Genomic DNA, 12,927 nt, shown 5'->3' on the forward strand with positions numbered 1-12,927 from the left:
CGGAGCGGCGGGTGCAACCACGCGTCGGGTTTCGCCCTCTGAATCATCGGAAATGGGTTCGGACCTCGCTCGCGCCAAGAGATGCTGTCGACACGAAATGTAGATTCAGTGACTGTGAAAGAAGCCCTCGATCCGCTGACGGGGCCCACCATCACGCCATCCGCACAGGTCAGCATCGTCGTCATCGCCTTCAACGATGCCGGCCATGTCTGCGATGCGGTGCGCTCCGCACTCGCGCAGGGGACACCCGGCGAAACGGTCACCGAAGTGATCGCGGTGAACGACGCCTCCACCGACGGCACCGGCGCCGCCCTGGACGCCCTCGCCCATGACGAACCGCGGCTGCGGGTGATCCACCGCGACACGAACAGCGGCGGCTGCGGCACCCCGCGCAACGACGGTCTGCGTGCCGCCACCGGACGGTTCGTGATGTTCCTCGACAGCGACGATGTGCTGCCCCCGGGCGCGGCCCGGGCGCTGCTGGCCGCCGCTCAGGAGCATGACGCCCCGGTCGTGGCCGGCGCCTGCGTACGCCGGGAGCTGCCCGCGCACCGCGACGTCCCCTGGCAGCCGGCCCTCTACCGCGAGCCGGCGGTGCACAGCTCCCCCGAATCCAGCCCCCAGCTGGTCCGGGACACGCTGTGCGTCAACAAGCTCTACGACCGGGCGTTCCTCGACAAGCACGCCATCACCTTCCCCGAGGGCCGTTTCACCTACGAGGACTTCGTGTTCACCGCGCGGGTGCTGGCCGCCGCCCCCCGCGTCGCGACGATCCCCGACCGGGTCTACATCTGGCATGTGCGCCGCGCGGCCGCCCGGCAGTCGATCTCGCTGGACCGCAACGACGTCGCCAACTGGCAGGCGCGGATCGCGGCGCACCGCGCCAGTGTGCAGATCTTCCAGGACGCCGGGCAGAAGGCGCTGGCGCACGCCGCGGACACCAAGTTCCTCGACCACGATCTGCGGATGTACGTCCGCGAGCTGCACACCCGCGGCGCCGACTACCGCACCGACTGGTGGCGGCTGACCCGCGACTACCTGGGGGGCTTCGACGAGGCCGATCTGCGCGCGGCCCGCGCCCCGGCCCGCTGGCTGGCCCGGGTGGTGCTGGCGTCGCCGGCCCCGCGGGACCTGGAACGGCTGACCCAGCTGGCGGCCCGGCCCGGCCGGCTGCTGCCGCCGTACGCGGAGGCCGACGGCCGCGCGGTGTGGTCCGCCGACCTGCCCGAGGTGGAGCTGGACGCGATCGGCACCAAGCCGATGCACCGGCTGCCGGTGACCATAGACGCGGAGCCGGCCGTCAGCGGCCCGGGGGTGCTGCGGCTGCGGGTGCACGACCTGTACGGGCGGCTGGCGGCGGCCGGGCCGGAGAGCATCGACATCGAGCTGCGGCGCCGCCGGGACGACCGGCGCGGTCCGGTCCACACCGCCGCCCTCACCCCGGCCCCGGCCGTCGGCGGGTCCCAGGCCTGCTGGACCGCCGAGATCGTCCTGGACCTCGCGGCGCTGGCCGAACGCGGCGGCCGGCCCTGCGCGGATCCCGAGCCCTGGGATCTGATGGCGCAGGTCAGCTGCGCGAACGGGGCCGGTTTCCGCGCCGCGCTGCGGGCCCTGGGCCCGGGGCTGCGCCGCCGGGTGCTGCCCAGCCGCCGCCATGCCGTGCTGCTGGTGCAGCCGTATGCGACGACCGGCGGCGCCCTGTCACTGCGGGTCGCCTCCGGCCCGCGCAGCGTATGGCGGATCGCCGCCCGGCGGCTGCGCGGCTGAGCCGCCGCGGCCCGCTCCCCCCGCACTCCTCGACCCCGACCTAGGATTGGCGCTATGTCTTACTTGATCACGGGTGGTGCCGGCTACATCGGCGCCCATGTCGTACGGGCCCTGCGGCAGGCGGGCGAGACGGTCGTCGTGCTCGACGATCTGACGTCGGGCGTGGCCGCCCGGATCCCGGAGGACGTCCCCCTGGTCGTCGGCTCCACGCTCAACCGTGCGCTGCTCGATGCCGCCTTCGCCGAGCACGGCATCACCGATGTCGTGCATCTGGCCGCCAAGAAGCAGGTCGGCGAGTCCGTCGAGATGCCGCTGCACTACTACCGCGAGAACGTGCACGGTCTGCAGACGCTGCTGGAGGCGATGGCGGCGGGCGGCGTCGGCCGGCTGGTGTTCTCGTCCTCGGCCGCGGTCTACGGCATGCCGGATGTCGAGCTGGTCACCGAGGAGACCCCCTGCACCCCGATCAACCCGTACGGCGAGACGAAGCTCGTCGGCGAGTGGATGGCCCGCGCGGCGGGCCGGGCGCACGGCATCAGCACCGCCTGCCTGCGCTACTTCAACGTCGCGGGGGCGGCCGCCCCGGAGCTGGCCGACACCGGGGTCTACAACATCGTCCCGATGGTCTTCGAGCGGCTCACCGAGGGCGCCGCGCCGCGCATCTTCGGCGATGACTACGACACCCCCGACGGCACCTGCATCCGCGACTACATCCATGTCGCGGACCTCGCCGAGGCCCATGTGTCGGCGGCCCGCAAGCTCGCCGAGCCGGGTCCGGTGCGCGATCTGACGCTGAACATCGGGCGCGGCGAGGGCGTTTCGGTGCGCGAGATGGTCGATCTGATCGCCGAGATCACCGGGCACCAGGGGGTCACCGCCGAGGTCACCCCGCGCCGTGCGGGCGACCCGGCCCGGGTGGTCGCGGCCGCCGACCGGATCACCGCGGAGCTGGGCTGGAAGGCCCGGCACGACGTACGCGACATGATCACGTCGGCCTGGGAGGGCTGGCAGCACCACCGCCCGCAGGCCTGACAGCGGGCCGCGCCGTGGGGCGCGGCCCGGATCGGCGGTGTGCGGCGGCCGCTGCGCGCAGCGGGCCGCCGCCGCCCGTCATGCGCCGGCCGCGGCGGGCTTGCGGATCATGAGGCAGGCCTGCGGGGCGGTGTCCCCCAGTTCCGCTTCGGGTTCGCGCAGCAGCCGGGCCCGTACGGACAGCCCGGCGCGGCCCACCAGGTCGGCGATCCGGTCCGGCTGCCGGCGCCGGAAGTCGAGCGACACGGGATGGCCGAACGGCCGGTCGATGTGCAGGGGCTCGTCCCCCGTCTGGAAGGCGAGCAGGAGATGGCCGCCCGGGGCGAGCACCCGGTGGAACTCGGCGAACACCTCCGGCAGCCGTTCCTGCGGTGTGTGGATGATCGAGTACCAGGCCACCACGCCGCCGAGGGCGCCGTCCGGCAGATCCAGGGACGTCATCGCCCCCTCCTCGAACCGCACGCCCGGGTGCGCGCGCCGGGCCAGTGCCACCATCCGCGGCGACAGGTCGACGCCGGACACGGACAGTCCCAGGGCGGCCAGGTGGGCGGTGACCCGGCCGGGCCCGCAGCCGACGTCGACGACCGGCCCGGCGCCGGCGGCCCGCACGAGTTCGGCGAAGCCGGCGAGCATCGCCCGGTCCATCGGCCGGGTCTCCAGGACGTCGCGGAAATGGTCGTCGTAGTCTTCGGCGACGGCGTCGTAGAACGCCCGGGTGGTGCGCAGGAAATCCGGTTCGGTCATGGCCCGGCACCCTACTGGGCGCCCCGGGCCGGCCGGCGGGGAACCGACGCGCCGGGGTCAGCTCAGCGGGTGCGACGTCCGGCCCGAGACCTCGTCGATCTCGTCATGTGCCTTGGTCAGCAGCTTCATCGCCAGTTCGTTGAGCGCTCTGGCCCCCGCGACCTCCTCGCCCACCCGCGGCTGGTTGGAGTCGACGGGGTGGCGGCTGGCGTAACCGTGGGCCCGAACCTCGGTCCCGTCGGGCAGCCGTACGAGGGCGGCTGCGCGGGTGCGGTGGGTGTCCTCCTCGAATTCCATGTCCACATGCCATCCGACAGTGGTCTGCAGCATCACGATCACCTCCGGAGCCCCTCTTACCAGCGTGCGCCTGCCGGGCGGCCGCCGCACGACGGGTGCCGGCGGCACGGCAGCGCCCGGGGCGGGCCTCTGGTCGAAGGCCCGCCCCGGGGGTGCTCACGCGGTCCGGCCCGTTACGGCTGGAGGGTGATCGAGTTGATCGGCGTGAGGTCCTTGTCGATGTAGTAGCCGGGCGAGAGGTAGCCCTGGCATCCGGTGCCGTTGTAGCCCGTGCAGGTCCGCATGGTCGCGCCCCCGGACTGGTTGTTGTAGATGCGGTGCGTCCCGACCTGGTTGCTGAGGTTGTGGGCCCCGTAGCTGTAGTAGAAGAGCGACGGGTGGCCGCCGTTCCACCCGGCGTTCTGCGGGTAGATGCAGACCGCCCCGTAGGGGCAGCCCTGGACGGTGCCGCCCGCCGCGGCGGCGGTTCCGGCCGTGCCGATCACGACGCCTGCCGGGACGGCCAGCGCCGCGACGGTCATGGCTACCACTCCGGCTCGCTTCCATATGGACATGTGACGTTCCCCCTTGGTCCAGCGGCCCCGCGGGGTGGTGCCCCGCGGGTGCACCTCTGCGGGTGCCTGATGGTTGGCCAGCCTGTTGCCACGGGGGTGGATCGCACAACGGTTTTCGGCGGTGCCCGAAGGGGCTGCCGGTGTCAGCCACGCGTGCGGCGCAGCGGGTTCATGGAACGACGGGCGCCGGGCACGGTGAGGGTCAGCGGCGTGCGCCCGTCGGCCGCCCGGACCGGCAGTTCGCGGCGGAACGGGCCCGCGGTCACCCGCAGGACCACCTGCCAGGTGCCCGGGGGGCCGCTGCGCAGCAGGGACCGCACGGTGTAGTGGTCGCCGGCGCCCCGTTCGACCGTGGTGCGCAGCGCGACCGAGCGGGTCGCGTCGTGGAGGACCAGCCCCAGTTCGGCGTCCACGGGGCAGCCGGGCAGGGTGAGGCGCGCGGCGAGGGCGGCCCGCCCGGAGCGGGTGCGGTCCGCGGTGCCGCGCAGGTCGTCGCCGAGTGGCCGGCGGGCGCCGTCGCGGTCCAGGTCGAGGTGGAGATGGCCGTGCGGCACGGAGAGGAAGAGCGCGGCGACGGACGGGCCGGCCGGTCCCCGGCCGACGATCCGCGGCGCGAACTCCTCGTCGCCCGCCCCTTCTTCGGGGACCAGCCAGGCCTCGCGGCGGAGGGCGGGACCCGCCGGGCCCGCTTCGCCGTGCGCGGTGACCGCGATCTTGAGGCCCCAGGTGCCGTCGGTCAGCGGCCCGCCGTCCGCGGCGGTCGCCGGGTCGACGGCGGCCTGCCACGCGCCGTCCGCGTACCGCGCCGGGACGCGGTGGGCGGCGCCGCTGCGCTGCAGCACGATCTCGACGGTGTCGGCGCCGAGCGGGTGAAGGTCGGCGGTGCCCCGCAGATGCAGTACGCCGCCGGCCCAGCGCCGGCGGATCAGGCGCTGGCGCACCACCACGCGGTCGGTGAGGTCGTAGCAGGCGTCGGGGAGGCCGCGCTCCGGGTCGCGGAAGTACGGGTAGCCGGCGTAGACGCGGCCGTCGTCGCCGAGGTGCGGCGGGTCCGGCTGCCCTTCGGTGTCGGCCCGGACGACGGCGGTCAGCGCGTCGTCGAGTCCGGCGCGCAGGCAGTGGGCGCGCAGCCGGAGTCCGGGCGGCAGGGCGGCCCGGACCCGGTCGGTGCAGTAGCGCTCGACGAGCGGGCGGGCGGCGGCGGCCATCCGCTGCCGCCCGGCGAGGTCGCGGGCGAGGTAGGCGGCCCCGAAGGGCATGAGTATCTCGCCGTGGAAGTGCCGGACCATCAGTTTGTCCCGCTGGGCGCCGGGCGGGACCTGGGCCTCGACGTCTTCGAGGACGGTGCCGATGTAGTCGAGGTACTCGCACCAGTCGATGTCCTGGCGGCTGGCGTTGCTGTTGTCCTCGCGTCCGTGCAGGTAGTAGCAGTCGTGGTCGGCGAGGACGGAGACGACGTCGGCGCGCAGCAGGGCGGCGATGCCGAAGGGCAGGTCCTCGGCCAGCAGCCGGCCCTCGACGAAGCGCAGCCGGTGCGTTTCGAGGAAGGAGCGGCGGAAGAGTTTGTAGGCGGCCAGCGACCAGTAGACCGGGGAGTCGAAGACCGAGACCTTGTCGCTGGTGGTGCGCAGGTCGACGGGGGCGGCGCGGCCGTCGGCGCCGACGATGCGGCCGTAGACGATGTCCGAGCCGCACCGGTCGGCCATCCGGGTGAGGCGGTCCAGCGCCTCGGGGCCGAGGCGGTCGTCGGAGTCGAGGAAGAAGACGTAGTCGCCGGTGGCGCGGTCCAGCCCGGTGTTGCGCGGCTTGCCGGCGCCGCCGGAGGCCTCCTGGCGCAGCACGGTCAGGTTGGGGTGCCGGCGGGCGTGGTCGGCCAGCCGTTCCGCGCTGCCGTCGGTGGAGCCGTCGTCGACCGCGATCACCTCGATCCGGTGCTGGTCGAGGGTCTGGCCGAAGACCGAGTCGAGGCAGCGGTCGAGGTAGTCCCGGGTGTTGTGCACCGGCACGATCACGGAGACGGTCGGCTTCACCGTGGCATCCGGTCCGGCCGGAGCCGCGGCCGTGAGGTCGTCAGGGGCGGGCACCGTGCCCTCCGATCTTTCAGCAATCCCCGAAATACCCGGCGTCCCAGCCGGGCAAAGGGGACTATTAAGACATATAACGTTGGGTGAACGTTCGCCGATCGTGGAGGAGTGCCGGTGGCTCCGACGTCCGCCACCCCACAAGAGGCGGTCCGGTCCCTGGAGGTTGCCCTTCCCCTTTGTCGGAGTGAACGCCCCGCCGCGGTGCGCTGCCCCCTCGGGCGGCCGGCTGCTCCCTGCCTCGCGGCGGCCCTGTCCATGGCGGCGTACTGCCTCGCGCTCGCCCTCTACGGCAGCTACCCCTTCGGCCCCCGCTCGCGCGCCGTCAATGACCTGGGCAACCAGTTCGTGCCGCTGCACGCCCGGCTGTGGGACCTGATGCACGGCACCACCAGCGGCGATCTGTTCTTCAACTGGAGCAGCGGCTACGGCGTCCCCTTCCTCGCCGACTTCTTCGCCTACCTGATGAACCCGTTCTCCTGGCTCGTCGGGCTCTTCCCCCGCGCGCTGGCCGACCTGCCGGTCTTCCTGGTCACCCTGTTCAGCATCGGCCTGGGGTCCGCCCTGATGACCGTCCTCCTCGGCCGGCTGCGGCCGGGCTCCGGAGCGCTGCGGGCGCTGCTGTCGGTGGGGTACGGGCTGTGCGCCTGGGTGCTGAACGACGGTGGCGCCGACCCGATGTGGATGTGGGGCCTGGTGGCGCTGCCGCTGACCGGGATCGCCGCCGACTGGTGTCTGCACCGCACCCGCTGGGTGGCCGGCACCCTGCTGGTCGCCCTCGCCTGGGCGGGCAACTTCTACACGGCCGCGATGGCGACCCTGGCGATGGCACTGGTGCTGGTGGTGCGGCTGCTGACGGCCGCCGGGATGCCGTGGCGCGACCGGCTGCGCGCCCTGGCCCGCGCCGCCTCGATGGCGCTGACCGGCATCCTGCTCACCGCGCCCGTCCTGACCGTCACCCTCGCGGCCAGCCGCGCCGCCCAGCCCGCGCCCGATCCCTCCTACGACGAACAGCCGTCGCTGCTCTACCAGTTGGCGCAGCTCCTGCCGGGCGGCCACGGCGAGATGCCGGTGCCCAACATCTCCATCGGGGTGCCCGGACTCCTGCTGGTGGCCGCCTTCCCGTTCGTACGGGCCGTGCCGCTGCGGGTCCGGCTCGGCTGGTACGCCCTGGCCGCGGGCGTCGCCACCTCCTTCGTGCGGGAGCCGACGATCCTGCTGTGGCACGGCTTCGCGCTGCCCAACGGCAGCCCGTACCGCGCCGCCTTCGTCCTCAGCGGCATCCTCGTGATGATCTCCTGGCTGGCGCTGGCGCACCGCCCGCGCCCCCGCGAACTGGCCGCGGGGGCGGCGCTGGTCGCGCTGCTCGCCGGGCTCTGCCGCGACCAGGGCACGGTCGGCGACGACACCTGGGTCCTGGTGGCGGTCGGTGCGCTCACCCTCCTGGGGCTGGCCGCGCTCGGCACGTCGCGCACCGCCCGCACCCGGGCCGCCGCCACCGCCGCGCTGACCGGTACGGTCCTGCTCGGCTCGGCGTACACGGCATGGTCCGTGACCACGGCACGGGGCCGGATCGACTGGTTCCAGCCCAAGATCACGATGGCCGGGCCGGCGCTGGCGGCCCGGCACGGGCTGACCGCCCGCGCCGACTGGCCGCGCAGCCGTACCGACCCGGGTCCGCACGAGTTCGCCGACAACGACCCGCTGCTGATCGGCGGCGAGGGCGGCGCGTACTACAGCAGCTTCGTGCCCGCCGCCACCGCCCGCACCCTGCGGGGCCTGGGCGCCGGCTGGTACATGAAGGGCCGCCATACACTCAGCTTCGAGGACCCGGTGGGCCGGGCGCTGATGGGCGTCGGCAGCTATCTGGCCGCGGTGCCGGAGCGCCGCGCCCTGTTCGTCCCGCATCCGGCGCGGCCGGCCCCGCTGCTGACCGTACGGAGCAGCCTCCCGCGCCCCGCCGGCGAGGAGAGCGTGTTCGCCCGCCAGGAACGGGTGCTGGGCGCCGCCGTCTACGAGGTGCCGCCGCTGAGGCCCACCGGGGGGCCCGCCCCGCGGCCCGACCGCGGCGGCTGGCTGCTGCCCGGCGCGCGCCCCTCGGCCGCGGACCCGGACGGCGCGGGGACCACCTTCACCGCGCGGTGCACTCCGGGCAGCACCGCCGTCTGGTCCGCGCCCTGGTTCTCCGGGGAGGTCAGCGGCCCCGGCGGGAGCACCACGGGGGCCGGCCGTCGCGACGTCACCGCCAATCCGCTGCAGCCCCTGGGCCGGGTGCCCGCGGACGGCACGGTGTCGGTGCGCCTCCGGGGCCGGGGCCCGCAGCACGTCCCCCGGCGGGCGGTCGGCTGTCTGTCCGGGCGCAAGCTGTCCGCGGCGGTGAGCGCGCTGCGCGCCCGGGGCCCGGTGGCCCTGGCCGCCGACGGCCACCGGCTGACGGCCCGGCTGCGTCCGGGCAGCCGGGGCAGCGCGGTGCTGGCCCTGCCCGCGGTCCCGGGGTGGGGCTGTTCGGCCGACGGCGGGCCGCTGCACGCACCGGACTCGTTCGGCGGCCTGCTGGCCGTTCCGCTGGGGGCGGGCGCCGGACGGCTGTCGTGTTCCTACCTGCCGCCGGGCCTGCACACGGGGCTGGCGGCGAGCGCCGCGGCGGCGCTGGCGGTCGCCGTGGTGGCCGCGGGCGGCGCCGTGCACGGCCGGCGGCGCTTTCCCCCCGGCGTCCTGCCGCCCCCCGACCCCGGCGAAAAGGCCTGCTCATGAAGCTTTCCATCGTCGTCCCCTGCTACAACGAAGAGGCCGTCCTGAGCCGTTTCGACGAGACGGTCCGCGCGGTCCTCGCCGGGCTCGCCGTCGAGTACGAGCTCTGTTACGTGGACGACGGCAGCGCCGACGGCACCCTGGCCCGGCTGCGCGGCCTGGCCCAGCAGCACCGGGGCACCACCCGCTACCTCTCCTTCAGCCGTAACTTCGGCAAGGAGCCCGCCATACTGGCCGGCCTGCGGGAGGCGACCGGCGACGCGGTGATCCTCATGGACGCCGATCTGCAGCATCCGCCCGGACTCATCGAGACGATGCTCGACCTCTACCAGCTCGGCCACGACCAGGTCGTCGCCAAGCGCAGCCGGACCGGCGACCGGCGGCTGCGGTCCACGCTGAGCAGGCTCTACTACCGCGCCGTCAACCAGTGGGTCGATGTCGAACTCACCGACGGCATGGGCGACTTCCGGCTGCTGTCGCGCAAGGCCGTGGACGCGCTGCTCTCGCTGCCGGAGTACAACCGCTTCTCCAAGGGCCTGTTCTCCTGGATCGGCTTCGACACCGTCACCTTCGACTACCGCAATGCCGCCCGGGAGGCCGGCGAGACGAAGTGGCGCTTCGGCTCGCTGGTCAACTACGGCATCGACGGCCTGCTCTCCTTCAACTGCCGCCCGCTGCGGCTGGCCATCTACGCCGGGCTCGGCCTGGCCTCGCTCGCCGCCGTCTACACCCTGTGGATCGTCGGCGCGGCCCTCGCCGGCGGGGTCACCGCCCCGGGCTATGTGACGCTGGTGGCCATCATCGTGGGCCTGGGCGGGCTGCAGATGGTGATGCTCGGTCTGATCGGCGAGTACATCGGGCGGATCTACTACGAGGCCAAGCAGCGGCCGCACTTCCTGGTCAAGGAGAGCAACGCCGCCCCCGCCACGGCCTCCGTCCCCGGCCCGGCGGGCCCCGCCACCGCCGGCTCCCCGACCGGCTGATGCGCGAGCTGCCGACGCTCCGGCCGGGGGGCCAGATCGTGCGCTTCGCCGCCGTCGGCGGAGTCAACACCGTGACGTTCTACGCCTGTTATCTGCCGCTGCACCACCTGCTGCCCTACTTCGCGGCCTACACCGCGGCCTTCGCGGCGAGCCTGGCCGGCGCGTTCTTCCTGCACACCTACGTCACCTACCGCACCCGCCCCACCTGGACGAAGTTCCTGCTCTTCCCGCTGACCCAGGTCACCAACTACTCAGTGCAGAGCGCGGGGCTGGTGGCGCTGGTGGGCTGGTGCGGGCTGGACACGGCAGTGGCGCCGCTGGTGGCGGCGCTGTGCGCGCTCCCGTTCACCTATCTGGTCTCCCGGCGCATCCTCCGCCCGCCCGCCCGGACCGGCCCCGCCGCCGCCCGGCCCGGTCCCTCCGCTCAGGCCGGCCCGCCGCCCGCCCGCTCCGGCGAGGCCGCCTGAGCCCGCCAGCCCCCGAACCGCGCGGTCTGCCCGACCGAGGCCTGACGCGCCGTGTACAGCCTGCCGTCGAGGCCCAGCGCGACCACCACCGCCCGCCCCACGGCGTCCTGGGCGACACCGGCCGCCGCCGTGTGCGCCACCCTGCCCCGCTGCCAGGGCCGGGGGCCGTCCTGGGCCATCGCCATCCGGACCTCGCCCGCGTCGTCGCGCGCCGCGAGCACCATCCGGCCGTCGCTGCCGATCGGCGCCGCCGCCACCCGCCCGTAGCCGCCGACCGCCGCGCAGCGCGCCGACACCCGCCAGGCGCCGACCGTCCGCTGCCGCTCGGCGATCAGGACCTGGGCGGTGGCGGGGCGCCGGAAGACGGCCCGGACCGCGCCGTCGGCCAGCGGGACGAGGCTGACCGGCCCGGCCGGCTGCGGCAGCCCGGTGGCCGCGGCCGGCCGCGGGACCTGCCCGGCCTTCTTGGACACCCAGTGGTGCACGGTCCCCACGGTCGGCGCGACCAGATGGATCAGCCCGTCGGCGTCCACACAGGCGTCCAGTCCGTCGACGATCCGCGGGGAGGCCGTGAGGGTGCCGACCGGGCCCTCCAGCCGCTGCCACGGCGAGAAGTGCCTGCCGTGCGGGCCGCCGCGGTGGGCGACATGGCCGTCCCAGGTGCGGACGAAGACGTGCACCGTGCCGTCCGGGGTGGCCACCGCCGCCGGGAAGCCGGTCTCCAGCGACCGGACCGGGTCCGGGTCGGGGGACCCCAGCGACTCCCAGCGCGCGAAGAGGGGCACCCCGTCCGCGGCGGTGCCGGTCTGCGGTGCGGTCAGCAGCTCGCGCCGGTGGGCGGCGTTGCGGCCGGGCAGCACGGTGCGGGAGGCGAAGAGCTGGAGCGCGCCGTCGGGGCGGCGCACCACATGGATCTGCCCCTGCAGCCCCGCACCGCCGGCCGGCACCGGCGCGTGGAAACTCCCGCTGCCCGGACGGGTCTCCGCCCAGCAGTACGCCGTCCCGCCCAGTACCGCGAAGGCGGCGAGCCGCCCGTCCCGGGCGGGCCGGAGCCAGGCGTTGGAGCCGGGCGCGCGCAGCCGGGTGCTGCGGGTCCAGTCGCGCGAAGCGCCGTTGAGGGCCGAGCCGCCCACCTTGAGGTCGCCGCAGCCCGCCGGGTCGCCGCAGGCGCGGCGGTCGGCCCAGCCGTAGAGGGACAGCAGCCGGGCCTTGCGGCGGGCGGTGGCCAGGTCGAGGTCGTGGGGCAGTGCGGCGGCCTCGTAGCCGAGGTAGTTCTCCACGATCGGCGGCCGGCCGCGGACCCCGTAGGCGGCCAGCGCGGCCTGCGCGAAGTAGGCGGAGGCGGTGTGGTCCTGATGGTCGAAGTAGCGCGGCCCGGCCGGGCGGGGATCGCGGTCCGAGGAGGCCGGCGGCCGCTTCCAGGAGTGCACCGCGTTGGGGTCCAGGGTGCGTACGGCGGTCGGCCCGGCCCGGTCGAACACCGCCGCCAGCGTGGCGACGAGCTGGTCACGGGTGTAGTGGTACTGCCGCTTCACGGGGGTGCCTGCGGGGCGCAGGGTGGGCAGGGTGGCGGTGGCCCCCAGCCACAGACCGCGCAGACTCCTCGCACGAGCCTGCCAGACGGCCCGGGACTCCACCAGCTCCAGGAAGATCAGCTGGTGGTGCGGGGCGGCGCGCAGCGTCTGGAGCTCCACCTCGAAGCCGGGGAGCAGGGAGAGCGCCGCGACGTCCCAGCGGGCGGCCGGATCGCCGGTGACCATCGCGGCGTGGGCGGCGCGCAGTCCGTTGGCCCGCGCCCGGGAGAAGGCGGCCCGGTCCCTGGTGACACGGGCGGCGCCGGGGGCGTGCCGGCCGGTGTTGCGGCCGTCCGCCTCGCCGCCGGTGAGGCAGACGGTGACCGAGCGCGCCCCGCTGCGCAGGGACTGCTCCAGGTCGGGGTTCATGAAGTACAGGCCGTCGTCGGCGTGCGCGATGACCTGCACGAAGGACTGGTGGGCGGGGTCCGTCAACGGCCGTCCGGGGCCCGCAGGTCCGGTCGTCCGGGCGTCGTCCGACAGCCGGGCCCATACGCCCGCGCCCACCGTCACGGCGAGCACACCGCCGCCGGTGGCCTGGAGCAGCCGGCGGCGGGAGACACGGGGCGGGGGCGCGGGTGACACGCACTCAGTATTCGGGCGGCCGGAGGATCCCGCGCGCCCCGAAACTCACCACTTGACCAGATCCATGAGGAGCACCGCGGAAATTTCCGGTG

Annotated in this window: 10 protein-coding genes; 5 read left to right on the forward strand and 5 right to left on the reverse strand. The window is 74.6% G+C overall.

From position 1 onward, the window contains the following. Window positions 1-114 precede the first annotated feature (114 nt). Together Scani_RS31355 and galE are read left to right on the forward strand one after the other, a co-directional pair. On the forward strand, window positions 115-1,767 hold the full coding sequence (locus tag Scani_RS31355; protein WP_159482481.1) for a glycosyltransferase family 2 protein: 1,653 nt from the start codon (window positions 115-117) through the stop codon (window positions 1,765-1,767). A 54-nt stretch (window positions 1,768-1,821) separates the two neighbouring features. Further along, entirely contained in the window at window positions 1,822-2,799 is a 978-nt protein-coding gene (gene galE / locus Scani_RS31360; RefSeq protein WP_159481129.1) for a UDP-glucose 4-epimerase GalE, read from the forward strand. A gap of 78 nt (window positions 2,800-2,877) precedes the next feature. Here the strand turns inward: galE and Scani_RS31365 are convergent, their stop codons facing one another. The 4 genes from Scani_RS31365 to Scani_RS31380 all read right to left on the reverse strand — a co-directional run bounded on the left by Scani_RS31365 (window position 2,878) and on the right by Scani_RS31380 (window position 6,478). After that, window positions 2,878-3,543 (reverse strand): class I SAM-dependent DNA methyltransferase, encoded by a 666-nt coding sequence (locus tag Scani_RS31365; RefSeq protein ID WP_159481130.1) that lies wholly within the window; start codon window positions 3,541-3,543, stop codon window positions 2,878-2,880. 57 nt (window positions 3,544-3,600) lie between these two features. Continuing rightward, on the reverse strand, window positions 3,601-3,873 hold the full coding sequence (locus Scani_RS31370; RefSeq protein ID WP_174872773.1) for a DUF1876 domain-containing protein: 273 nt from the start codon (window positions 3,871-3,873) through the stop codon (window positions 3,601-3,603). 140 nt (window positions 3,874-4,013) lie between these two features. Next, complete coding sequence (locus Scani_RS31375) at window positions 4,014-4,394, reverse strand: hypothetical protein (protein ID WP_159481132.1); 381 nt, start codon at window positions 4,392-4,394, stop codon at window positions 4,014-4,016. A gap of 143 nt (window positions 4,395-4,537) precedes the next feature. After that, entirely contained in the window at window positions 4,538-6,478 is a 1,941-nt protein-coding gene (locus Scani_RS31380) for a glycosyltransferase family 2 protein (protein ID WP_159481133.1), read from the reverse strand. A gap of 255 nt (window positions 6,479-6,733) precedes the next feature. On the opposite strand from Scani_RS31380, the gene Scani_RS31385 reads away from it, so the two are divergent. The 3 genes from Scani_RS31385 to Scani_RS31395 are packed head-to-tail and all read left to right on the forward strand — an operon-like array spanning window position 6,734 to window position 10,676. Further along, complete coding sequence (locus Scani_RS31385; RefSeq protein ID WP_246296255.1) at window positions 6,734-9,229, forward strand: YfhO family protein; 2,496 nt, start codon at window positions 6,734-6,736, stop codon at window positions 9,227-9,229. Beyond that, on the forward strand, window positions 9,226-10,209 hold the full coding sequence (locus Scani_RS31390; RefSeq protein ID WP_159481135.1) for a glycosyltransferase family 2 protein: 984 nt from the start codon (window positions 9,226-9,228) through the stop codon (window positions 10,207-10,209). Before Scani_RS31385 ends, Scani_RS31390 begins: the two co-directional genes overlap by 4 nt. After that, the gene (locus tag Scani_RS31395; RefSeq protein ID WP_159481136.1) at window positions 10,209-10,676 is read left to right on the forward strand and encodes a GtrA family protein; all 468 of its coding nucleotides are present in this window, start codon (window positions 10,209-10,211) and stop codon (window positions 10,674-10,676) included. Before Scani_RS31390 ends, Scani_RS31395 begins: the two co-directional genes overlap by 1 nt. On the opposite strand, the gene Scani_RS31400 is transcribed toward Scani_RS31395, so the two are convergent. Beyond that, window positions 10,634-12,835: a PLL family lectin gene (locus tag Scani_RS31400; RefSeq protein WP_159481137.1), complete on the reverse strand. Its 2,202-nt coding sequence runs from the start codon at window positions 12,833-12,835 to the stop codon at window positions 10,634-10,636. The two genes, Scani_RS31395 and Scani_RS31400, sit on opposite strands and share 43 nt — an antisense overlap. Window positions 12,836-12,927: the final 92 nt, after the last annotated feature.

Source organism: Streptomyces caniferus (assembly GCF_009811555.1).
GTDB classification, from domain to species: Bacteria; Actinomycetota; Actinomycetes; order Streptomycetales; family Streptomycetaceae; genus Streptomyces; species Streptomyces caniferus.